The 21,893-nt window shown below is 64.7% G+C and carries 22 protein-coding genes; 10 read left to right on the top strand and 12 right to left on the bottom strand.

Translation table 11 applies throughout. The annotated features are described in order from the left end of the window. Window positions 1–24 precede the first annotated feature (24 nt). Window positions 25–783 carry an IclR family transcriptional regulator gene (locus tag AT701_RS16985; protein WP_003894843.1) on the top strand — a complete coding sequence of 253 codons (759 nt, stop codon included), beginning with the start codon at window positions 25–27 and terminating at the stop codon, window positions 781–783. A 9-nt stretch (window positions 784–792) separates the two neighbouring features. Here the strand turns inward: AT701_RS16985 and AT701_RS16980 are convergent, their stop codons facing one another. From AT701_RS16980 to AT701_RS16950, 7 genes are read right to left on the bottom strand one after another with little or no spacing between them, the layout of a single operon-like run. Then, the gene (locus AT701_RS16980) at window positions 793–1,569 is read right to left on the bottom strand and encodes an SDR family oxidoreductase (RefSeq protein WP_003894842.1); all 777 of its coding nucleotides are present in this window, start codon (window positions 1,567–1,569) and stop codon (window positions 793–795) included. Between the two features lie 26 nt (window positions 1,570–1,595). Continuing rightward, window positions 1,596–2,015 (bottom strand): cupin domain-containing protein, encoded by a 420-nt coding sequence (locus AT701_RS16975; RefSeq protein WP_003894841.1) that lies wholly within the window; start codon window positions 2,013–2,015, stop codon window positions 1,596–1,598. Between the two features lie 11 nt (window positions 2,016–2,026). Next, window positions 2,027–3,010 carry an acyl-CoA dehydrogenase family protein gene (locus AT701_RS16970; RefSeq protein ID WP_058126261.1) on the bottom strand — a complete coding sequence of 328 codons (984 nt, stop codon included), beginning with the start codon at window positions 3,008–3,010 and terminating at the stop codon, window positions 2,027–2,029. Further along, window positions 3,007–4,140 (bottom strand): acyl-CoA dehydrogenase family protein, encoded by a 1,134-nt coding sequence (locus AT701_RS16965; protein WP_058126260.1) that lies wholly within the window; start codon window positions 4,138–4,140, stop codon window positions 3,007–3,009. Before AT701_RS16965 ends, AT701_RS16970 begins: the two co-directional genes overlap by 4 nt. Further along, a complete protein-coding gene (locus AT701_RS16960; protein WP_058126259.1) occupies window positions 4,137–5,333 on the bottom strand; it encodes a CaiB/BaiF CoA transferase family protein in 1,197 nt (398 codons plus the stop codon). The genes AT701_RS16965 and AT701_RS16960 overlap by 4 nt, the downstream gene beginning before the upstream one ends. 53 nt (window positions 5,334–5,386) lie before the next feature. After that, window positions 5,387–6,160: a crotonase/enoyl-CoA hydratase family protein gene (locus AT701_RS16955; protein ID WP_003894837.1), complete on the bottom strand. Its 774-nt coding sequence runs from the start codon at window positions 6,158–6,160 to the stop codon at window positions 5,387–5,389. Window positions 6,161–6,174: 14 nt separating this feature from the next. Then, the gene (locus AT701_RS16950; protein WP_058126258.1) at window positions 6,175–7,794 is read right to left on the bottom strand and encodes a thiamine pyrophosphate-binding protein; all 1,620 of its coding nucleotides are present in this window, start codon (window positions 7,792–7,794) and stop codon (window positions 6,175–6,177) included. Between the two features lie 300 nt (window positions 7,795–8,094). On the opposite strand from AT701_RS16950, the gene AT701_RS16945 reads away from it, so the two are divergent. The 6 genes from AT701_RS16945 (at window position 8,095) to AT701_RS35260 (ending at window position 13,763) form a co-directional block, all read left to right on the top strand. Continuing rightward, window positions 8,095–9,213, top strand: a complete 1,119-nt coding sequence (locus AT701_RS16945) for an NDMA-dependent alcohol dehydrogenase (RefSeq protein WP_003894835.1) — start codon at window positions 8,095–8,097, stop codon at window positions 9,211–9,213. Window positions 9,214–9,222: 9 nt separating this feature from the next. Further along, window positions 9,223–10,776 carry an aldehyde dehydrogenase family protein gene (locus tag AT701_RS16940; RefSeq protein ID WP_058126257.1) on the top strand — a complete coding sequence of 518 codons (1,554 nt, stop codon included), beginning with the start codon at window positions 9,223–9,225 and terminating at the stop codon, window positions 10,774–10,776. A 7-nt stretch (window positions 10,777–10,783) separates the two neighbouring features. Continuing rightward, entirely contained in the window at window positions 10,784–12,124 is a 1,341-nt protein-coding gene (locus AT701_RS16935; protein ID WP_058126256.1) for an MFS transporter, read from the top strand. After that, window positions 12,121–12,606, top strand: coding sequence for a nuclear transport factor 2 family protein (locus tag AT701_RS16930; RefSeq protein ID WP_058126255.1), 486 nt, complete (start codon window positions 12,121–12,123; stop codon window positions 12,604–12,606). Before AT701_RS16935 ends, AT701_RS16930 begins: the two co-directional genes overlap by 4 nt. Next, window positions 12,603–13,532 carry an aromatic alcohol reductase gene (locus AT701_RS16925; RefSeq protein WP_011729024.1) on the top strand — a complete coding sequence of 310 codons (930 nt, stop codon included), beginning with the start codon at window positions 12,603–12,605 and terminating at the stop codon, window positions 13,530–13,532. Before AT701_RS16930 ends, AT701_RS16925 begins: the two co-directional genes overlap by 4 nt. 84 nt (window positions 13,533–13,616) lie before the next feature. Continuing rightward, window positions 13,617–13,763, top strand: a complete 147-nt coding sequence (locus tag AT701_RS35260) for a hypothetical protein (RefSeq protein ID WP_058126254.1) — start codon at window positions 13,617–13,619, stop codon at window positions 13,761–13,763. 271 nt (window positions 13,764–14,034) lie between these two features. On the opposite strand, the gene AT701_RS16915 is transcribed toward AT701_RS35260, so the two are convergent. Next, window positions 14,035–14,352 carry an ArsR/SmtB family transcription factor gene (locus AT701_RS16915; protein WP_058126253.1) on the bottom strand — a complete coding sequence of 106 codons (318 nt, stop codon included), beginning with the start codon at window positions 14,350–14,352 and terminating at the stop codon, window positions 14,035–14,037. A 92-nt stretch (window positions 14,353–14,444) separates the two neighbouring features. Here AT701_RS16915 and AT701_RS16910 point away from each other — a divergent pair, with 92 nt between their 5' ends. Next, window positions 14,445–15,059 carry an NAD(P)H-dependent oxidoreductase gene (locus AT701_RS16910; RefSeq protein ID WP_223495621.1) on the top strand — a complete coding sequence of 205 codons (615 nt, stop codon included), beginning with the start codon at window positions 14,445–14,447 and terminating at the stop codon, window positions 15,057–15,059. Window positions 15,060–15,066: 7 nt separating this feature from the next. Here AT701_RS16910 and AT701_RS16905 read toward each other — a convergent pair whose 3' ends face one another. Beyond that, on the bottom strand, window positions 15,067–15,456 hold the full coding sequence (locus tag AT701_RS16905) for a PPOX class F420-dependent oxidoreductase (RefSeq protein WP_011729021.1): 390 nt from the start codon (window positions 15,454–15,456) through the stop codon (window positions 15,067–15,069). Between the two features lie 178 nt (window positions 15,457–15,634). Between AT701_RS16905 and AT701_RS16900 the strand changes: the two genes are divergently transcribed. Continuing rightward, the gene (locus AT701_RS16900) at window positions 15,635–16,807 is read left to right on the top strand and encodes a serine hydrolase domain-containing protein (RefSeq protein WP_058126251.1); all 1,173 of its coding nucleotides are present in this window, start codon (window positions 15,635–15,637) and stop codon (window positions 16,805–16,807) included. On the opposite strand, the gene AT701_RS16895 is transcribed toward AT701_RS16900, so the two are convergent. Further along, a complete protein-coding gene (locus AT701_RS16895) occupies window positions 16,804–17,589 on the bottom strand; it encodes an SDR family NAD(P)-dependent oxidoreductase (protein ID WP_058126250.1) in 786 nt (261 codons plus the stop codon). The two genes, AT701_RS16900 and AT701_RS16895, sit on opposite strands and share 4 nt — an antisense overlap. 787 nt (window positions 17,590–18,376) lie before the next feature. Between AT701_RS16895 and AT701_RS16890 the strand changes: the two genes are divergently transcribed. Further along, window positions 18,377–19,015, top strand: a complete 639-nt coding sequence (locus AT701_RS16890; protein WP_223495618.1) for a hypothetical protein — start codon at window positions 18,377–18,379, stop codon at window positions 19,013–19,015. 158 nt (window positions 19,016–19,173) lie between these two features. Here AT701_RS16890 and AT701_RS16885 read toward each other — a convergent pair whose 3' ends face one another. Continuing rightward, window positions 19,174–20,088, bottom strand: a complete 915-nt coding sequence (locus tag AT701_RS16885; protein WP_058126249.1) for an MBL fold metallo-hydrolase — start codon at window positions 20,086–20,088, stop codon at window positions 19,174–19,176. Between the two features lie 17 nt (window positions 20,089–20,105). Then, window positions 20,106–21,782, bottom strand: coding sequence for a GMC family oxidoreductase (locus tag AT701_RS16880; RefSeq protein ID WP_081319495.1), 1,677 nt, complete (start codon window positions 21,780–21,782; stop codon window positions 20,106–20,108). Window positions 21,783–21,893: the final 111 nt, after the last annotated feature.

Below are 21,893 nucleotides of genomic sequence, written 5' to 3'. Positions count from 1 at the left end.
AGTAGTGTGTGGTTCAATGGTTCCATGACCCCCGAGCGTTCGGCACACTCCGAGCCCGCGAACCCCGTTCGCAAACGGCACCGCATGGTCGATCGTGTTGCCGGCATCCTCGAACTGGCCGCCCGTAACCATGACGGGCTCACGCTCACCGAACTCGCCCGACTCCTGGACGCCCCGTTGAGTTCCCTGCAAGGTCTCGTCAACGGTCTGGTCGCCGCGGGTTATCTCGACGAGCATGACCGTCGCTATCGACTCGGGGGTGCACCGTATCTGTTGAACCTCATGGCCGGCCGGCATCTCGTGACACAGGTCGGTCATCAGGAGCTCGAGGCGGTACACGCCGATGCCGGCCTGACGACCTTGCTGTCGGTCGTCGTGGGGCAGGGCGTGTTCTATGTCGACAGTTGCTCCTCGACTCCACGTTACGACTACCTGGCCAAGAACCTGGTACGCCGGTCGCTCATCCGCACGTCGAGTGGATGGGTTCTGCTGGCAGGTTTCGCGCGCCGGGACCTATGGAGCTATCTGAGTTCACTTCCTGCCGAGGAGGACACGAACCGCGAACGATTCCTGAACGAACTCGAAGCGATTCAGGAGACCGGAGTCTGTGCGGCGCCGCATATCTCGGAAGTCGCAGATGGTGTGGCCGTGGCCGTACGTGAGGGTGGTCGCACGGTTGCGGCGGTCAGCGTGGTCGGGCCGCACGAGGAGATCCACAGCCGCAGGGACGAACTGGTCGAGCTGTTGACGTCGCACCGCCGACGTTGGGAGCAGGCCGGTTAGGCCGACGACTCACAGTGCGCGGCCGCGCCAGGCCATACCCCCGTCCAACGTGACCACGGTGCCGCTGGTGTAGCTGCTTCGACGTGACGCCAGAAACGCGATGGTGTCGGCCACTTCCTCCGCGGTGGCCATACGCTGTGCCGGATAGTGCGCGACGAACTCCGGCCACCGTTGGGAATCACCCAAATCCGTGCGGGCCCTGACGTGCAGCGCATCGAGCAAGCGCTGTGTCTGCACCGGTCCGGGATTGACCGCGACGACGCGTACACCGTCATCCAAGGAGTACGCGCCGACCGCGCGGGTGAAGGTCATCAGGGCCGAGTTGGCCATGGAACCGGCCAGATATCCGGCATCCGGACGCTCGCCGGACAATCCGACCACGTTGACGATCACTCCGGATTTGCGGGCCTTCATGGCTCTGAGTGCCATCTGGCTCAGCTCGAGGTATCCCCACACCTTGAGCTCCCAGGCACGTTGCCACGCCGCGAGATCGGCGTCGTCCAAGGAACCCTGCGGTATCGCGCCGGCATTGTTGATCAAAATGTCTGTCTCGGCGACTGTTTCGGCCAGTTGGGCCCGATCCGTCGGTGAGGACAGGTCGAGGGCATGACAGGTCACGTCGGCGTCGATACCGGCACGCAACTGTTCGAGTGAATCCTTGTCACGCCCGACCAGATGGATCCGACCCACCCCCTCGGCCGCGAACAGCTGTGCGGTGGCAGCACCGATGCCACGCGAGCCGCCCGTGATGAGAACCGAGTCTGACTCGGTGAAACGCAGTTCCATGCGGACGTCCTTGTCTCGGCGATGGTTCAGGCCAGTGGTGATTCAACAGCAACAGTCCGCGGCTTGGGAGGCATGAAGATCTCGACGAACTCCAGATCATCCGAGGTCCCGGTTTCGTTGTGGCGGTAGCCACCCGGGATGAAGCAGACGCTTCCCTGCTCGATGCGCTTGCTCTCACCGTTTTCGAACTGCAACTCCAGCCAGCCCTTGGTGATCAACAGCCACTGGAACACGCAGTCGTGGTAGTGCCAACCGGTCGGATTGCTCATGCCGGCACGGACTCTGGTCACCTGGGTGCTGATGAGCCCATTGCTCGCGTCGGCAATACCGACGTCGAAATACTGCAGGAAGGTGCGGCGCCCGGGGATCTCCGGGGCATCGGCAAGCGAGATCACCTTGTGCTGCATCGAATCGGGAATCTCGCAGGTGCGGGTCGCGTCGGTCATCGTTGATCCTTTCATTTGGTGCGAACCGGCGTGAGGTCGAGGTCGCTGAGTGGTTGTGCCTGAATGGTCAAGTCGAGTACAGCGGCATCCCATTCCCGAGTGGAGCGGTCTCGGTCGCGAAGAGCCAATGCGGCGGAGGTGAACACGTGCAGCGGGTGCTCGCGGGTGGTTCCGATGGCACCGATCACCTGGTGGGCGTTCCGTATGACGGGATCGACTGCGTGTCCACAGCATGAGCGGGCGACCGCGACCATGGCGGCGACCTGCGTTGCGGGCGTGGCGTCGTCGGAGACGGCCAACACCGCGGCGTCGGTCGCAGCACGCGCCAGTGCCGACTCTCCGGCGATGATGGCGATCATGCGTTGCACGGCTTGCTGTTTACCGATGGGGCGGCCGAACTGCTCGCGAGTTTGCGCGTACTCGATCGCGAGCTCCGCTATGGTCTCCAGCGTCGCGCTGATCTGGATGGCCCGCACCAGTGACCGACGCGTCCGCGCCAGCTCGAAGGTCTCCCGGGTGATGAGGTGGCGATCGCGACGGTCTTCGTCACGGTGGAGATCACCCTCCCTGTCACCGCCGATGTCCGTGACGGGGACGTCGCTGACGTGATACTCCTCGCCGTCATGGCCGACCACCGCGACGCGTTCGACGAGACCGGATGCGGTGGGCACGTTGATGTGTTCGTCGTCGAAGAGTGCGATGCGTAACGCCTGCCGCGGCGGTGCACCTGCCTGCTCGAGCAGCCAGCCCGCCACGAGGTCGCTCTCGGACACCTCCAGCCTGCAACCGCGGCGAGCCAGTGCGCGTGCCAGCGCTGCCGCCTCGGGCCAGGAAGCGCCGCTTCCACCACGCTCCTCGCTCTGCGTCAGGTCGGCGAGTCCGAGCTCGCCGAACGTCTGCCACAGCTTCTGGTCGTCATGGCAGGCGTGGTTCGCCAGCACCGAGTCGATCAGTGCCCGCAGGTCTCGATCGACCATGGCCTCCAACGTTGTCATCGCAACCCCAATCCTCTCGCGATCACGCCTGCGAGAACCTCGTTTGTGCCGCCGCGCAACGTGAATCCCGGCCTTTGCACGGTCGCCCACGTCACGGCGTCACGCAGAGGGCCCGACAGTGTCGCGGTGAGATAGTCGGCAGTTTGTACGAGATCGCCCTCGGTGGCGGTGCCGAGCATCTTAACCATCGCCGCGGCCGCATCGGCGTTCTCGCCGCGGTCGAGTGCGGCGGCGACCGACAGCGACATCTGGTGCAGCCCGTGCAGCCGGGCCAGAAACTGCCCCAGCACCGGTTCCGGGCTGATTTCGCCGCGGGTGACATGTTCGATCAACAGCCGCACCACCAGTGCGGTCGACAGGAACCGCTCGGGTCCGCTGCGTTCGAAGCCGAGCTCCGCTGTCACCTGCTTCCAGCCCTGCCCCTCGGCGCCGAGCAGGCCTTCGGCCGGGACGAAACAATCCGTGAACACCACTTCGTTGAAGTGATGGCCACCGTCGAGCGACTCGATCGGCACGATCTCGACGCCTGGCGCCCGGAGATCGACGACGAGCTGCGAGAGTCCCCGATGACGGTCGCCGTGGCTGCCGCTGGTGCGGGCCAGAACGAGGATCTTGGCGGCGTGGTGCGCTCCGGACGTCCAGACCTTGGTGCCATTGAGGAGCCAACCGCCGTCGACGGGGACGGCGCGGGTACGCACGCTCGCCAGGTCGGAGCCCGAGTCGGGCTCACTCATGCCGATCGCGAACGTGCACCGGGCGGCGGCGATCTCCGGCAGCAGCTCTTTCTTCTGTTCCTCGGTGCCATATCGCAGCAGCGACGGCGCCACCTGGCGGTCGGCGATCCAGTGCGCCGCCACCGGGGCCCCGGCGATCAGAAGTTCCTCCGTGACGACGAAGCGCTCGAAGTGGCTGCGCCCGTGCCCACCGTACTGACGGGGAATCGTCATGCCGACCCAGCCCTGCTGGGCAAGCGACCGGCTGAAGGTGTCGGACCATCCGGTGAGCCAGCCGTCGATACCTGGCTCGAACCGGTGCGCCGCGAGTTGGTCGGCGAGGAAACTGCGAACCTGCTGCCGCAGGTCCCGCCACGCAGGATCGGGTACGACCGCGGACATCGTGGGAGCAGTCATTTGATCACCACCACTGCGTTGTCGGACAGGCTGGTGATCTCGTCGTCGGTGTACCCCAGCTCGGACAACACCTCTGCGGTGTGGGCACCCAATATGGGGGCATGGCGGCGAAGGCTCACAGGCGACCCGCTCATCCGCAGGGGCGTCAGGGCGCTGAAGTAATCACCCTCGGTGGGATGACTGTTTCGCTGCAGCACACCGTGATCCATCACGTACGAGTCTTCGGTGACACGGGTCAGGTCGAGGGGACGCGCAGCAGGAATGTCGTTGTCCCGGCACAGATCCAGCCATTCCTGTGTTGAGCGCTGCGGCGTGATCCGGCTGATCATGGAGTGGAGGTAACCCATGTTCTGATGTCGCTTGTCGACGTCGGTGAACCTGGGGTCGGTCAGGAGGTCCGTCAGCCCGGTGAGCGTGAAGAAGCCCCGCCAGTTGGCGTCGGTGTAGGGCAGGATGCAGACGTATCCGTCAGACGTCCGGTAGGGGGCACGCTCCGGGACCAGCACCCGTTTCCAGCCGAAATCCCCGGCCGGCGGTGCGAATGTCTGCCCACTGAGATGCTCCACGAGGTTGAAGTGGACCATCGCGTCGACCATGGGCACCTCGACGTGCTGGCCGGAGCCGGTCGCTGCACGGTGCATCAATGCGCTGAGCACCGCGATCACGATGTAGAGCCCACTCACCTTGTCCGCGATGACATAGGGCGCGTAGCGGGGAACACCGTCGACGGCCTCGACCAGAGAGGTCAGCCCGGATGCGGCCTGCACCATGTCGTCGTAGGCGGGCTCGTTGCGTTGTGGGCTCGCCTCGGCGTAGGCCTGGGCGGTGCACAGGATCACATCCGCGCGGATCGCGCGGAGGGCCGGGTAGCTGAGCCCGAGGTCCTCACGTGACTGGGGCCGCAAATTGGAGACGACGACGTCGGATTCACGCACCAGTCGTGCCAGAACCTCTTTTCCTTCAGCGGTTTTGAGGTCCAATGCGATGCTGCGCTTGTTCCGCTGCAAACCCAGTGTCAAGGCGGTCATACCGGGATTGCGCTGCGGGCCCATGCGCCGTGTGATGTCACCGTCGAGCGCCTCGACCTTGATGACCTCAGCCCCGAGGTCACCGAGCATCGAGGTGGCGAACGGGCCCATCACCACCGTTGTCAGGTCCAGGACGGTGACGCCGTCCAGGGCACCCGGCGCCACCGCCGGACAGCTGAAGTCTGTTGTGTTGCCTGTCAAATCCTCACTCGATTCTGTCAGCGCGTCAGTTCGGCGACGCGGCGGTGATGCTCGGGATCCTGATGGGCGAGCGGCTGCAGGGCAGCCGCCAGCGCCAGCGTCGAGTCCAGCGATGCCGTGCGGGACTCGAGGAGAAGCCGCTTCGCCATCCGGACTGCAGGCGCGGGGTTCTTCGCTATGCGTTCGGCGAGTCGGTGAGCGGCGGGCAACAGCTCGTCGTCACTCAGCACCTCATTCACAAGGCCCCACGACAACGCCGTGGCAGCATCCACGCGGTCGCCGGTCAACGTCATCTCCGCAGCGCGTGCCCAGCCCACCGCGCGAGGCAGGAACCACGTACCACCGTCGCCTGGAATCAACCCCAGCTGCACGAAACTCTCTGCGAAGAAGGCACTTTCCGCGGCGATGCGCAGATCGCACATGACGGCGAGGTCACATCCCGCACCGATCGCCGCTCCGTTCACCGCGGCGATGACCGGAACTTCACAGCGCTGCAGGGCGCGCGGGACACGCTGGATGCCCGACGTGTAACCATGCCGTTGGTCAAGCGGACCCAGTCCGAAAACCCCTGTGCGGTCTCGCATGTCACGGACGTTTCCGCCCGCGGAGAAGAAGCGCCCGGCACCGGTGAGAATCACCACAGAGATGTCGGTGTCGGCGTTCGCGGCATCGACGGCGGCGTCGAAGGCGTCGATGAAATCGGAACCGGTGATGGCATTGGCCGCATCCGGGACGTCGATGGTCCAGGTCTGGACCCGGCCGGCTCGATCGATGCGCAGGGGAGCGGTCACGGTGGGTGGTCCCTTCAGAAGTTCAGGTGGTGGGTCGGATCGAGACGGATGTCGAGCACGAGGGGCCCGGACAGCCGGGTGATCGCTTCTCCGACGGACTCGAAGTCCTCGGGCTTGCGAATCGTCAAGGCGCGGCAGCCCATTCCGGCGGCTGTTCGCGCGATGTCGGGCCACTCGTTGTACGAGTGGTGTGCGGGAAAGCCTTCATTGACGAGCTTCTGGTACTCGGCGCCGTACGCACCGTCGTTGTACACCACGATGACCATGGGCAACCTCTCGCGAACTGCCGTGGCGAGTTCGGAGACGTTCATCATGAATCCGCCGTCCCCGACGAGGACCACGGTCACGTCGCTGACATCGCTGACCGCAGCGCCGATCCCTCCGGCGAGCCCCAGACCAATGGAGCCGAACCCCGTCATCGCCGTGAACTTTCCGGGCGTGGCCTTGGTGATGTACGGCCAGGACCCGGCGATGAACCGGCCGACGTCGCTGATGATGGCGCAGCCCGGGGGGAGCAGAGCGTCGAGATGCTGGGTGGCGACGCGGATGTCGAGGGTGTCGGTGCCGGTCCGATCGTCGGGCGGTGTCCACTGCGCCATGGCAGCCGATGCCTCGTGACACCGCTGTCTCCACTGTTTCTTCTCGGGCAGTTGCCCCTCCCGGATGTTGTCGGCCATCAACGCGGTGACCGCTCGCGCATCTCCGGCGACCACGCAGGTCGGGGTGACGAACCAGCCCAGTTTCACTGGGTCGCGGTCGATCTGGATGAGCGACTTACCCTCGAAGAGCTCACCGCCGAAACTCGTGTACTTGTTCAGGCTGGCGCCGACCGCGATCACACAGTCGCTGTCGGCGAGCACCTGAGTGGCCTCGTCGTGGCCGATGCTGCCCATGATCCCGAGATGACGCGGATGTCCGGTGAACAGGCCGAGACCGAGTCCGCTTGTGAACAGGCCCGCGTCGAGCGCCTCGACCAGGTCGAGAACCGAAGCTTCTGCGCCACTTTCGATCACACCTCGCCCCGCGACAACCACCGGGCGCGATGCAGACGCTGCGAGCCCCAAGGCGGCGTCCAGCGCCTCTTCGTCGGTATGCGGCGCCGACGGCGCCCAGGCCGCGGACGGGATCGAGACGGTGTCCGGTGAATCAACGTCCGACAGGCTGACCGGTAGCGGAACGTTGAGCACAACAGGAGCATTCGTCGATTTGAGGCGTTGCACGGCGCGGGCGAAGTCGCGGCGCACAGTGTCCGGCCGGTGGATCCTCTCGTGGGTCACCCCCACCGATGCGCAGAGCGCGGCGATGTCGAGGCGCTGCATATGGGTCGCTTCGGCCGGGGTGTCACCCGTGATCAGCAGAATTGGACTCGGGAAGCGAGCGGCTTCGACGAGCGGCGTGAGCGCGTTGGTGAGGCCAGGCCCGTGGGTGACCGCGGCGACTCCCCACCGGCCGGTCATTCGTGCGTACGTATCGGCCATGCTGACGGCGCCGGCCTCGTGTGACGTCCGCACCAACCGGCCGCCCGCCGCCTCGAATGCGCTGCAGACGTACATGTTTGCGTCACCGAGGAGCCCGAACACCGTGTCCACCGAATGCCCGGACAGCTGTCTGGCCACCTGCTCGTAGACCTTCATGTCCGCCTTTCTCCCGGAGTGCTCCACATCACTCTGGCACGTTCGCGGGAATTTCGCAATAACGTGTTTAGTTACGTAATTACATAGTTGACCGAGACCCCTCGGCGCGACATGACAGATCGATACGTAATTACGTAAAGAGGACCGCTATTGCGCACCAATGACACGATCGTGCATAGTGATCCCAGCCACATCGACCTCCTGGGTCCGGCGATGTTCACTTCGCACGACCGTCGGCCGATTGGCTTTCCACCGCTTCGGTGTTCTCGTCACAAAATTTCGTGGAAGGAACCGTCCGAGATGAAAACCAAAGCCGCCGTGAGCCTCGGGGTGAACAGACCGTTCGAAATCATGGAGCTCGAGCTCGACGGCCCCAAAGAGGGTGAGGTCCTGCTCAAGAACGTCGCCGCCGGTCTGTGTCACTCCGATCTGCACCTGACCGACGGAGACATGCCCCCGAGGTACCCGATCGTCGGTGGGCACGAGGGATCGGCCATCGTCGAGGACGTCGGACCCGGCGTCACCAAGGTGAAACCGGGCGACCACGTGGTGTGCAGCTACATCCCCAACTGCGGCACCTGCCGATACTGCGCGACCGGCCGTTCGAACCTCTGTGACATGGGAGCGACGATTCTCGACGGACGTTTCCCCGACGGCACCTTTCGCTTCCACAAAGACGGTGTCGATTACGGAAGCCTCTGCCTCCTGGGGAGTTTCGCCGAACGCACCACTGTGTCTCAGCACTCCGTCGTCAAAGTCGACGAGTGGATACCCCTGGAGACTGCGGTGCTGGTCGGATGCGGTGTACCCGCCGGCTGGGGTGGGCCCGTGTACAACAACGGCATCCGGCCCGGTGACACCGCAGTGATCTATGGCATCGGCGGTTTGGGTATCAACGCGATTCAAGGCGCGGTGATGGCCGGTGCCAGGTACGTCGTCGCGGTCGATCCGGTCGAATTCAAACGGGATATGGCGCTGAAGTTCGGCGCAACACACGCGTTCGCCACCGCAGAGGAGGCCCATGAGGCCGTTCGCGAGATCACCTGGGGTCAGATGGCGGACGGCGCTTTGATCTTCGTCGGGACACCGGACGAGAAAGTGGTGAGCGATGCGTTCAACGTCATCGGCAAAGGTGGCACCGTGAGCCTCGCCAGCCTTGCCGACCCGGCCAAGCTGACTGTTCATGTCTCCGGGATGGAGATGACCTTGATGGAGAAGACCATCAAAGGATGTCTGTTCGGATCGTCGAATCCGCAGTACGACATAGTCCGTCTGCTGCGCCTCTACGACGAGGGAAAGCTGAAGCTGGACGAGCTGATCACCACCCGCTACCGCCTGGAAGACATCAACCAGGGCTACGACGACCTACGCGCCGGCGTCAACATCCGCGGCGTCATCATCCACGATCCGGAAGCCTGAGGAACCCACATGACAACAAGCTTCGATCTGATCGAACTCAAGCGCGTGCTCGGCGGGCTGTGGGGTGCGCAAGATCCCACTGACTCCACCATGGCGGCCCTGAAGCGGGGCGTGCACGGCGAGGAGGCGATGCTCATCGCCGGCGAACTCGTCACCGCCTCCGACGGAAAGACGTTCGACAACGTCAACCCGGCAACCGGGCAGGTGATCGGGGCCGTTGCCGATGCCGGCGCCGCCGACGTCGACCGTGCCATCGACGCCGCCAGGCGGGCCTTCGATGAATCGAGCTGGCCACACGACGCGGAGTTCCGGCGCCACTGCTTACTGCAGTTGCACAAGGCCATGGCCGAATCCGCCGATCAGTTCCGGGCCACCGCGGTGGCCGAGATCGGAGTGGCGGTGCGGACGACCAACACGTTCCACTCGGACTGGCCGATCTCGTCCATACCGTATTGGGCCGACATGGCCACCAACTTCGAATACGAACACACGATGCCGGACCGCCCGTGGGCGTCAGGCACCCGCCATGTGATCCGTCAAGAACCGATCGGCGTGGTTGCGGCGATCACACCGTGGAACTTCCCGCTGCAGACCGCGATGACCAAGATCTTGCCGGCACTGGCGGCGGGCGCCACCGTGGTCCTCAAGCCGGCCTTTCAAACACCCTGGCATGCCACCTTGTTGGCGAGATTGATCGCCGAGAAGACCGATATCCCGGCCGGTGTCATCAACGTCGTGACACCGTCGGACAACGCAGTTGCCGAACGCCTCGCCGTCGATCCGCGAGTGGATCTGGTGCACTTCACGGGTTCCACCGCGGTCGGCAAGAAGCTGATGGCGGACGCGTCGGGGCGTGTGGCCCGTGTGGCGCTCGAACTCGGTGGCAAGTCGGCCAACATCTTGCTCGAAGACGCAGATTTCACCCAGATCGTGCCGCAGGCAGCAGGGGTGGTCTGCATGAACGCCGGTCAGGGGTGCGTGCTGCCCACGCGGTTGCTGGTGCCGCGCTCACGCTATGACGAGGCCAGGGAACTGGCGCGGATCACATTCGAGCACATGCCTTTCGGCGACCCCACCGATCCCGGCATCGTACAGGGGCCTCAGATCAGCAAGGTACAGCAGGATCGTGTGCTGGGTTTGATCGCGCAAGGTGTCGCTGAAGGAGCGACCTTGCTCACCGGCGGGAGGATCCCCGACGGCTTCGGCGGCGGATTCTTCGTCGAGCCAACTCTGTTCGCCGATGTCGATCCGCACTCGACCATCGCGCAGCGAGAGATCTTCGGTCCCGTGCTCGCGATGATTCCCTACGACAATGTGGAACACGCCATCGACATCGCCAACAACACGTCCTATGGCCTGGCCGGCTACGTGTGGGGCGACGAGGACGCTGCGGTCACCGTCGCCCGCCGGATCCGCAGCGGCATGGTCGCCGTGAACGGAGGCTTCTTCTACGGGCACGACGTGCCGTCCGGTGGATACAAAGAGTCCGGTCTCGGCCGCGAATCCGGCGTCGAGGGTTTCCAGGAGTTCCTGGAAACCAAGGTCATCGCCGTGGCCGGGTGAAACTGTCGTGACTTCACCGAAACAGCACCTCGACGAGATCGACGTGCTCGACCGCGACGTCACCCGGGTGGCCGCGATCGCGGCCACCGCCGCGAGCATCGAGTATTACGACTTCTTCATCTACGGTTTGGCGGCCGCGCTGGTCTTCCCGGCCGTCTTCTTCCCCGAGATGAGCTCTGTCACAGGAGTTCTGCTGTCGTTCGGCACCTTTGGGATCGGGTTCTTGGCCCGACCTCTGGGAGGCGTGGTGTTCGGACACTTCGGTGACCTCATCGGCAGGAAGAAGACACTGGTGATCGCCCTGATCGCCATGGGCATCGCCTCAACCGCCATCGGTGTCCTGCCGACCTACGCCTCCGTGGGCGTTCTCGCACCCGTAGCACTCACCGTGCTGAGGTTCGTGCAGGGCATCGCCATCGGCGGGCAGATGGGGGGAGTGGTGCTGCTGGCCGTCGAAGCCGCACCACCCCGCCGACGGGGGTTCTACGGCAGCTTCTCATCACTGGGCGCCCCCGGCGGCGTGCTGCTGGCCAACGTGATCTTCCTGCTGTTGACAGCCTGCGTTTCCGCCGAGGCACTCATTGAATGGGCCTGGCGCCTCCCGTTCCTGATGAGTCTCATCCTGGTCGGTCTGGCCCTGTACGTTCACGTCAAACTCGAGGACACCCCGTCCTTCCGGCGACTGCAAGAACTCCGACAGTCTGCGCCCGTCGTGGTCACAAAGACGCGCTCACCCGTCTGGACGGTGCTTCGCACCTACCCGGCCGAGGTGGCACTGACCGCCGGAAGCTACATCGGAATCAATCTGACCTACTACTTGTTCATCACATTCGTGATCTCCTACGGGACCAGCACTCTCGGCCTGTCACAGAGCACCATGCTGGCCGCTGTTCTCATCGGATCCACCGGGCAGGTGCTGGCGCTGCCACTGGCCGGTGCGGTGTCGGACCGGATCGGGCGGTCCCGGGTGTACCTGTGTGGAGCGTTCGGGCTGGCGGTGTTCGCCCTTCCCTTCTGGATGCTCGTCCAGACCGGGCAGTTCTGGTTCATCACCGTGGCGATGGTGGTCGGACTGGGCGTGCTCCACAGCCTGATGTACGGAGTACAGCCGGCATTCTTCGCCGAGACCTTCTCCACCGAAGTCCGGTACTCGGGTGTCTCGCTGGGTATTCAGAGCGGCGCGGTGATCGGAGGTGCATTCGCACCGATGACGGCCACCGCGCTGCTGTCGAGTTTCGGCTGGCCGAGTGTGGCTCTCTACATGATGGCAGGATGCGTTCTCACAGGTCTGTCCGTCTGGGTGCTGGCTCACCGCAACAGTGTTCGATCGCAGGAGGTGATCGGATGACGACCTCGGCTGAACAACCCAACGATGCCGCAACGGAAACCCTCGCTGGACTTCGTGCCTTCGTCTCTCAGTGGGTCACCGACGGCTGGCACCTGGAACGTGGTGAGACGTTCAACTTCCGTCGCCTGCTCGACTCCTTCTATGATTGGGACAGCGCTGACGTCCTACTCCACGACAACGCCGATCCCGATCGCGCGCTCTGCCGCTCGGCTGCATCGTATGCGGCCATCTGGGACCGTACGTTGACAAAGCTTGTGGCGCTGGACAACACCATCATCGATGGCCCGCACGTGGCCGTATCGGGTGACCTTGCCGTTGCGGACGTGTGTTTTCGCAGTCGGTTCGAGTTCGACAACGGCGACGTGGAAGTCGTTCCCACCCGATCATCCCTGGCTCTTCGCCGACATGGTAACCGCTGGTGCATCTTCCGGGAACATGGCTCGGCGCTGAGCCCAGAACACCAACCGAGAGAACAGGTATGACCGCATCACACTCATCAGACCATGAAGAAATTCTTGTCATCGGCGCCGGCGAGCTCGGCGGCAGTGTTGTCGCTGCGCTGATTCGGCGCGACGATGCCCCCGAGGTGACAGTACTGCTGAGGCCGTCCGGCACTCCCCGGCACGCCCGGCTGCGAGACGAACTGGCCGCGCTGGGCGCGAAGGTAGAACAGGCGGACGTGGCAACGGCAACGGTGTCGGAGTTGTCGGCTGTCTTCAGCAGGTACGACACAGTGGTGAGCTGCATCGGTTTTGCGGCCGGGCCCGGTACTCAGCGGAAGATCACCGAGGCAGCGCTGGCGGCGCGTGTTTCCCGGTATTTTCCGTGGCAGTTCGGTGTCGACTATGACGCGATCGGTCATGGCAGCCCGCAGGATCTGTTCGACGAGCAACTCGACGTCAGGGACATGCTCCGCGCCCAGGACGACACCGAATGGGTGATCGTGTCGACGGGGATGTTCACCAGCTTCCTGTTCGAGCCCGACTTCGGGGTTGTCGACCTCGCCGCCAACACCGTGAACGCGCTCGGCAGTTGGGACACCGAGGTCACCGTCACCACCCCGGAGGACATCGGTGTCCTGACCGCTGAAATCATCCAGACCCGCCCGCGTATCGCAAACCAGGTCGTCTATGTCGCAGGAGATACGATTTCCTACCGCGAACTCGCCGACATCGTCGAGAAGGTCAGGGGAGTGCCCGTGACCCGCAACGAATGGACCGTCGCGTACCTGCTGGAGGAGCTAGCTGGTCGTCCTGACGACGGTCTGGCCAAGTACCGCGCGGCGTTTGCGCAGGGCAAAGGCGTCGCATGGCCGAAATCGGGCACGTTCAACGAGGCCCGCGGCATCGCCACGACGACCGCCGAGGAATGGGCGCGCGCCAACCTCGATGCGGGGCCGGCCCGGTAGGCCATCCACGCGCCGCACAAGTGGTTGGCTACGCCCTTGCGCTATTGCCTGCGCTTTTCCTGTCGCACGGGAGACAATCGCCGTATGTCCACTGCGTTCTGGATCGTCATCGCGATACTCGCGATCGGGACGATCGCCGGCGGGTTGTTGCGGATGCGGGCCTGGCTGCAGCGGCCGGTGCCACCTGAGGTGATCGAGGCAGCACACCGCAACGACGACGAAGACAACTGACCGGCTGTCAGCGACTTGCCGTCGCATCTGGCCGATCGCGGTCAGCATCGTGCGCCATCCCGCTTGGGTCTGTTCGCGGTACTCGGCACAAGCCTCGTCCATCTTGTGGGTGAGGACGACCGAACAGCCCTGTGTTTCCGGCGTGATCTCGATGAGAGTCGGTCGCTTCAGTGCCCGATATGTTCCCCAGTGTTCCGCTTCCTGACCACCGCGCACGTCCGAGAAGAAGAACCGACCGCCCACGCGGGGGTCGATCTCGACCCCGCGGACATCACCTTCGAGGCCGTGGCCCCTCAGGGTGCTCTTCGATCGCGTCCAGATTGCGCGTCCACATCGCCCGGTAACCCTCCAGCCACTCGTCGACGGCTTTCAGCTGGGACGGTTCGAGCCGGTATATGCGCCGTTGGGCCGCAACCGTTGTACTGACGAAGCCGGCCTCACGCAGCACCTTCAGATGCTTGGAGACGCTCGGTTGCGACAGTCGGAGGTGTTCGACGAGCTCCGTGACGCTCGACTCGCCGAGGCGCAGCTGGTCGAGGATGTCTCGACGAGCCGGCTCGGCGAGCACAGCGAACGGATCGGTGCGCACTCAGTTATATTCCGCCATCGGAATATAACTGTCAAGGCATACGCAGTGCACTCGAACATATTGCGCCGTCACCGACCCCGTAGGATCACGTGGTGCCTTACATCCTGCAGCTTGACTCTTCAGCGAACCTGTCGTCTTCGGTGTCCCGATACCTGACCGAGAAGTTCGCTCAGCGGTGGGCGGCCGGTGCGCCCGACCGGGAGATTCGCCGGCGCGATCTGCACGTCGAGCAGTTGCCGCACCTCCCGACCAACGCATTGCACTTCACCGCCGACACCCGCCCACAGGATGCGCAGGCTCCTTCGGCTTCTGCCGAGGCGCTGCAGTCCGCCCTGGTGACCGAATTGAGCGAAGCCGACGCAGTTGTCATCGGCGCACCGATGTACAACTCGTCGATGCCCTCGACGATCAAGGCGTGGCTGGACTACGTGCACGTGATCGGACTGACATCGCCGGCCGCCGAGGGAGTGTGCCCGCTGCGCGGAAAGCGGGTGGCCGTTGTCTCGGCCCGCGCGACACCCACGGGGCAGGATCCTCGCACCGACCTCGCCGTCGGACCGTTCTTCACGATCCTCGGCGGGTTCATGGCCATGGACGTCGAAGGATTCGTCGTCCACAGCGAACCACCGGCCGCCGAAGGCGACTTTTACCGTCCGGTCGCAGAAGTGGAGGCCGAACTGTTGGAGTGTGCCGACCGCTGGCGGTGAGTATCGGCTACTGCTTGCTGAACGCGGTCGGCCTCACCACGATGATCACGCGATCGGCCTTGTCGGCGGGTGGCTCGGTCAACGGGCCGTCGTAACGGTCGTTCAGCTTGAGGTAGAACGCGCCGGTGGGGTCGGGCACGATGTCCTCGACCAGGCCGCGCACCTCGAGGTAGCGGTAGGGGTTGTCGGGATCGATGACGGACATCGCGACCGCCGGATTCGCCTTGATGTTGCGGTACTTCTGCCGCTTGGTGGTGTGGGTGAACCGCAGCACCTCACCGTCCCAGGCGAACCACATCGCGTTCACCTGAGGAGTGCCATCAGGACGGACAGTGGCGAGATGCCCGTACAGGGGCCGTTCGAGCAGAGATTCGTAACCCTCGGGCACGGCGACCATGGCGATCCTCTCGTTGGTGACGTCCTCATCGCAGTTCTACCGCACGTCCGTATCGAATGCATCGACCGATGGGCGGGCAAAACTCCGGCAACCGACACCGGGGCGTGGATCGGGGATATGCTCTGCGCGAATGCGCGTCCCCCTGGCCACAGCGCGCTGTCGACGTGGAGGTTGCACCATGCGAGCCGCACGGACATCGGCGACGATCCTCCTGGCGATTCTGGCACTGGTTGTGCCGCCGCCGGTCACAGCGCAACCGCTCGAGTTGGCCGCGAGGCTGGATCGCGCGATAGAAGCGCGGCTGGCGCAGATGGGTGCGCCAGGTGCGATCGTGAGCCTGTCGATCCCCGGTGAGATCGACTACGTGAAGACGTTCGGTGTGGGTGACACAGCCACAGGGGTCCCCATGCTGGTGGACAACCACCACCGCATCGGCAGTGTCACGAAGACATTCACCGGAACCGCGATCCTACAGCTCGTCGAGCAGGGGCGAATCCGCTTGAGCGACCCAATTTCCCGGTATGTCGAAGGTGTTCCGTCCGGTGAGGTGATCACGCTCGATCTACTCGGCCGGATGCGCAGCGGGCTCATTGACTACACCGAGACGGGTGACTTCATCGAACGGCTCTACCGCGAATCACCCACGGGGCCAGATGCTTTCGCCGTGACTCCCCGCGAACTGGTCGAGTCGGCGTTCGCGCAACCGCTGAAGTTCACACCGGGCAGCCGGTACGAGTACTCCAACACCAACACCGTGCTGCTCGGCATGGTGGTGGAGAAGGTGGCCGGAGTGCCGCTGGGACAGTATCTGCAGGACAACATCTTCGGCCCGGTGGGGTTGAGCCAGACCAGCTATCCGGGCAATGGCTGGTTACCCGGGCCATATGCGCACGGGTACAACAAGGCGCCGAACGACGCGATCGTGGACACCACGCTGTGGAACCCCTCGTGGGCGGACGCAGCCGGGAAGATCGTGTCGAATGTCCACGACATGCGAACGTGGACCAAGGTGTTGGGCAGCGGTGCGCTGCTGCAGCCGGACACACAGGCCGAGCGGATCAGCAACGGTTCCGAGGTGGTCCCCGGGGTCGACTACGCATTCACGATCTTCGACGTCCAGGGCTGGCGCGGGCACAACGGCGACATCCCGGGTTACGCCACGGTCGCGGTCTACCTCCCGCAGCGCGACGCCACATTGGTCGTGTTCGTCAACTCCGATGTGCCCGAACCGCATTCGGCGGGGCAGATCGCGGATGTGGTGACCACCATCGCGACACCTGACCACGTCTACGCGGTGGGCCCGCAACCGCCCCTCATGCTCGAGGACACCGACGACCGACCCGCCGGCTAGAACTTGAGGTAGCCGCCGTCGATACGCAGCACGTCGCCGGTGTGGTACCGGCTGGCCGAACCAGCCAGATAGACCGCCACTCCGCCGATGTCGTCCGCGGCACCCCACCGCCGCACCGGGACACGCGGCAACACACGCTCGCGGAAGCGTTCGTCGGCCAAACCGTCCGCGGTCATCTCGGTGTCGAACCATCCGGGCGCCACCGTGTTGGCGCGGATTCCGTGACGGGCCAACTCGACGGCCATGCTGTCGATCAGTGACGCGACGCCGGCCTTCGACGCCGCGTAAGCGGGTTGGCGCGGCATGCCCTGGAACGCGCCCAGGCTGGACACCGCCACCAGGCTGCCACCGCGACCCGCCTCGATCATCTGGCGCGCCGCTTCACGAAGCGTGACGAACACGCCGTCCAGGTCGACGCGCGTGACTTCCCGGAACATCTCCAGCGACGTCTCCAGAACCGGAGTGAACTCACCACGCACCCCGGCGTTGGCGAAACACGAGTCCAGAAAACCGAATTCGCCACGAACACGCGCCATGGCAGCCGTGGTCGCCTGCTCGTCGGCGACGTCGCACACCAGCGGAAGAACGGGCCGGGCGTGCCGTCGTAGGTGCTCCGCAGCGGTCTCCAGGCGGGAGGCGGTGCGTCCGAGGATGGCCACAGCAGCGCCGGCGCGGGCCAGCCCCTCGGCCATACCCAGGCCTATGCCGGAACCGCCGCCGGTGACAACCGCGACGTGGCCGGTCAGATCGAAGGGATTCTCAGGTGTTGCTGCGTCGGTCACGGGCCGACTCTACGCAGACGCGCTACGGAGGAATCCGGGTGCCCCGCGTGCGACTCCACCGGTGCCCGGCGCGTCCGCGCAGGCCGGGTTCTGCGCCGGTCCGATCACCGGTGGCGCGTCAGTGGGGGGCCGGTTGGGTCCACCGTGGATCGATGCTGACCGGAATGGATGGCTCGCAATCAACTGTCTTGTTTCCCACCAGGTTTCAATGCCGACTCCGGTAAACCTATTGCAGGGTATGAGAATTCGATGTGAAGCTATACCGATTCGTTCGAACGCCACCTGGCTGTGTTACCACCGGGATCGACCCCGCACAGCCACCTCTAGTCGCACTTTCAGCAAACATGGTGTCCCATTTGGACAATGCGCGGAACGCCTGAGGAAACTTGTGAGGTTCCTGTGCGATTTTGCGAGATCGCGATTGTTTTAATACAGTTCACGGCTAACGGCGACAGTGCAGTAGCACCAGTTTGGGTGACGCCGATCACAACATGGCAAATCGGGAATATCCGCACCACGGGTGTGGTGTGTCCTAGGTCGGCCAGTTCGTGCGTCGCTGCGACTGCAACGCGCTCAGCAAATTTTGCTGGCGTGCACCGACCATTTCGGTGACAAGTCACCGGATCGCGACCCGTGCGCGGTCACGCCACGCTGCTCAGCTCCCGGGCGGCGGGGTTTCGAGGGGGAGTACGAGGTCCGGCACACGGATCCACAAGTTCACACCCCAGAAGAGAGCAGAACTATGCCGAAACACCGAATGCCTGCCACATCCGGCGCGCAGAAACCTGTGAAGAAGATCCTCGCCGGCGTGCTCGTGATGACGGGCATCGGTGGGGCGGGTCTGCTGTCGACGCCCACGAACCGCGAGGCCGCCGTCGCAGTTGAGCAACAGCCTGCGCTGGAAGCCGCGGTGGCGCCGGTCGTCGCACCCGCCCCCGCGCCGGTGGCTGCACCCGCGCCGGTGGCCGCCGTGACCAAGGACTCCGACGCGCAGGCGGTCGTCAGGGCAATCGTGGCCCAGGGACAGGCGGCCGGGCTGAATGAAGACCAGATCAAGACGATCATCGCCACCGCAAAGATCGAGTCCGGTTTTCGTCCTGCGGTCTCCGGTGGTGTGCAGGCCTATGGGAGCCGCGGTACCAGGGCTGACGAGGTCATCGGCCTGTTCCAGGAAAAAGCCAGCTTCGGCACGGTCGAAGAGCGCCAGGACCCCAACAAGGCAATCGCCCGGTTCATTGTCCGATTCAATGATGCGTTCAGGAAGTACGGCACCAGCGACAACGTTCTCGCGGCGACGCTCGCCCAGAACCCGCAGCTGCGCAAATACCGCAGTGGTGGCGTCGGTACGCACTACTACAACACCGTCCGGGCCGCGATGGGCGCGGCCGCGGACCTGTACAACCAGGCCACCGCCGCCACGCTCTGACGCGGTACGAGGGCCGTAGGCGCAAATCACGGCGTACCCTGCCCACGCGGCCGCCAGGGGTCGGAGCGGATTCGATGACGGAAAATCGCTTGCCGCTCCACGCGCCTGAAAGGTGCGCGTCGTGAGCTGCCGACTGCGCTGGGCTTCGGGGTTCAGCTTCACAACGCGTCGACGTTCAGCCAACCGTCGATCATGAACGCGTCGCCGCGTGCCACCACGGTCGCCCCGCCGTGCCCCGGATAGTGCGCGGGAATGACGGCGGCACGCCGCCTGGACGCCTCGGTCAGCACGCGTCGACGCGTCACTGCGGCTTGGTCGAAGTCCTCGTCGAGCACACATGAATCCGTGGGGTGGTGGATCTGCATGGGGCTGTGGGTGAGGTCCCCGACGAACACCGCCGGTCGGCCCGCATCCAGCCACAGCACCGATGAGCCGGGTGTGTGGCCCGGAGCGGGCCGCAACCTCAGCGACTCGCTGATCTGGTAGTCATCGCACCACAGTTGGATCTGACCCGCCTCGTCAACAGGAAGAATACTGTCGGAGAACAGGATTCGGCTCGCATCGAGTCGCGCCTGATGTTCCTCGTCCCGGCCGGGGCCCCGGGCGTCGGCATTTTCCGGGTGGTAGTAGCGGTAGTCGGCTTCCGGCACGAGATAGCGGGCGTTCGGGAAGGTCGGCACCCATCGATCGTTCTCGCGTCTGGTGTTCCACCCGACGTGGTCGGTGTGGACGTGGGTGTTGACGACGATGTCCACCGAGGCGGGGGAGACGCCCGCGGCTTCGAGCGCCTCGAGGAAATCGGTGTCGAGACCAGCCAGGAATGGCATGGCCGGGCGGTCGCGACCGTTGCCGACGCCGGTGTCGACCAGCACCGTGAGTCCGTCGACCTCGACGACCCACGTCTGCACCAGGGCGTGCCACTTGTCGGAGTTCCAGAACGTGGGGCTCAGTTCGGACGCGAGTTCCTGCCACACGTCGTGCGGGGTGCGGGGAAACATGGTGAGCGGTAGATCAAGACGCCATTCGACCACCCGTGAGATGGTCGCGGCACCCAACTGCGTGCGGTCGGCCATACACGAAGATTATCGAGTCATCCCAGGATCGCGCGCGCGGCGCGTTCTGCGATGAGCATCACCGGCGCATTTGTGTTGCCGGAAGTGATGTTCGGCATCGCGGAGGCATCGGCCACCCTCAGACCGGCGACCCGGAAGACGCGCAGATCGGTATCGAGAACTGTGGTGGCCGAGGTAGGCAGACCATGTGTGTCGAACGCACCCATTGCACACGTGCCGACCGGATGGAAGATCGTCGTACCCAATTCGCGCGCCGCCTGTTGCAGATCGTCGTCACTCGCCAGCTGCGGGCCGGGAAGCATCTCCTCCGGAGAATATCGGGCCAGTGCCGGGGCGGACATGATCTGCCGCGTCATTCGCAGGCCTCGCACCGCCTTTTCGCGATCGTCGTCCGTGGACAGGTAGTTGCAGAGGATCTTCGGGTCGGCCAGCGGATCCGCGGTGGCCATGCGCACGTGGCCGCGGGAAGTTGGGCGCAGATTGCACACCGAGGGAGTGATGGCCGCGAAGGGGTGCAGGGGTTCGCCGAACTTCGGCAGGGACAATGGCTGCACGTGCCACTCCAGGTCAGGGCTGGCCAGAGTGGGGTCGCTCTTGGCGAAGGCTCCGAGCGTGGACGGCGGCATGGTCATGGGCCCCGAGCGCAACAGCAGATACTGAATTCCCATGCCCGCGCGCGTGATCCAGTTGCGGTAGAGCGTGTTGACGGTACGCGCACCGCGGACGCGGAAGACCGTCCGAAGCTGCAGATGGTCCTGAAGATTCTCACCGACACCGGGCAGGTCCACGGCCACAGGCACCTGGTGCTCCGCGAGTAACCCGGCCGGACCCAGACCCGAGACCTGCATCAGATGGGGCGAACCGATGGCGCCGGCACTCAGGATCACTTCACGCCGGGCTCGGACGTCGACAATCTGTCCGTCTTTGAGCAGCCGCACCCCTGTCACTCGATGCTGCGCCGTCGTCCAGGCACCCCGACGTTGCTCCTCGCTCACCTGATCGTCCATCAGCAGCCGCAGAGCACGGGTTTGCGTATAGACGGTGAGATTGCGACGGTGCGTGACAGGGTGCAGGAACGCATCGGCCATCGACCAGCGCCGACCACGCCGTTGGTTGACGTGGAAATACGCGCTCCCGGAGTTGTCGCCGCGATTGAACTCTTCGATCGGGGTGATGCCGAACTGGGCAGCGGCGGCCTGCCAGGCGTCGAGGATCTTCCACCGCACACGCGGCCGCTCGACCCGGATCTCGCCATCGGCGCCGTGCCACTCGTCGGCACCCCCGAAGTAGTTCTCCAACTCCTTGTAGATCGCCAGTGTTTGGCCGGGTCGGTCGGGGCCACCCCAGAGCCATCGGTCGTCACCGGTGGCCCGAGCCCACAGTTCGTAGTCGCTGGCCTGCCCGCGCATGTGGATCATGGCGTTGATCGAGGAGCACCCGCCGATCACCCGACCACGCGCGTAGATGATGCTGCGGCCGGCCAGACCCGGGTCGGGTTCGGTGTTGAAACACCAGTCGGTGCGGGGGTTGGCGATGGTGAACAGGTAGCCCACCGGCACCTTGATCCAGAACCAGTTGTCTTTGCCGCCGGCCTCGATCAGGAGCACACGATGATCTGGGTTGGCGCTGAGCCGGTTGGCCAGTAGGCAACCGGCGCTACCGGCACCGACGATGACGTAGTCGAATTCGGCCACAGGGCTGATTTCCGGCACCGTTCCTCCGTTCGGCGTTGGATGCGTGGCCCATTGTGCGCCATGGCGATCCGGTGCGAGGCAAGGGGCGAAACGTGTCGCCTGCAGGATAGG

Source organism: Mycolicibacterium smegmatis (assembly GCF_001457595.1).
In the GTDB taxonomy this organism is placed as follows: Bacteria; Actinomycetota; Actinomycetes; order Mycobacteriales; family Mycobacteriaceae; genus Mycobacterium; species Mycobacterium smegmatis.
Note: the sequence above shows the minus strand (reverse complement) of the source record. Positions and strands in the feature narration are given on the sequence as shown.

Bases quoted from the DNA above. Each gene is read 5' to 3' on its own strand.
- AT701_RS16885 (WP_058126249.1), bottom strand. From the start codon at position 20,088: ATGGCCGACCGCACGCAGTTGGGTGCCGCGACCATCTCACGGGTGGTC.
- AT701_RS16940 (WP_058126257.1), top strand. From the start codon at position 9,223: ATGACAACAAGCTTCGATCTGATCGAACTCAAGCGCGTGCTCGGCGGG.
- AT701_RS16970 (WP_058126261.1), bottom strand. From the start codon at position 3,010: ATGACAACGTTGGAGGCCATGGTCGATCGAGACCTGCGGGCACTGATC.
- AT701_RS35260 (WP_058126254.1), top strand. From the start codon at position 13,617: ATGTCCACTGCGTTCTGGATCGTCATCGCGATACTCGCGATCGGGACG.
- AT701_RS16985 (WP_003894843.1), top strand. From the start codon at position 25: ATGACCCCCGAGCGTTCGGCACACTCCGAGCCCGCGAACCCCGTTCGC.
- AT701_RS16965 (WP_058126260.1), bottom strand. From the start codon at position 4,140: ATGACTGCTCCCACGATGTCCGCGGTCGTACCCGATCCTGCGTGGCGG.
- AT701_RS16975 (WP_003894841.1), bottom strand. From the start codon at position 2,015: ATGACCGACGCGACCCGCACCTGCGAGATTCCCGATTCGATGCAGCAC.
- AT701_RS16925 (WP_011729024.1), top strand. From the start codon at position 12,603: ATGACCGCATCACACTCATCAGACCATGAAGAAATTCTTGTCATCGGC.
- AT701_RS16950 (WP_058126258.1), bottom strand. From the start codon at position 7,794: ATGAAGGTCTACGAGCAGGTGGCCAGACAGCTGTCCGGGCATTCGGTG.
- AT701_RS16930 (WP_058126255.1), top strand. From the start codon at position 12,121: ATGACGACCTCGGCTGAACAACCCAACGATGCCGCAACGGAAACCCTC.
- AT701_RS16945 (WP_003894835.1), top strand. From the start codon at position 8,095: ATGAAAACCAAAGCCGCCGTGAGCCTCGGGGTGAACAGACCGTTCGAA.
- AT701_RS16905 (WP_011729021.1), bottom strand. From the start codon at position 15,456: ATGGTCGCCGTGCCCGAGGGTTACGAATCTCTGCTCGAACGGCCCCTG.
- AT701_RS16980 (WP_003894842.1), bottom strand. From the start codon at position 1,569: ATGGAACTGCGTTTCACCGAGTCAGACTCGGTTCTCATCACGGGCGGC.
- AT701_RS16900 (WP_058126251.1), top strand. From the start codon at position 15,635: ATGCGAGCCGCACGGACATCGGCGACGATCCTCCTGGCGATTCTGGCA.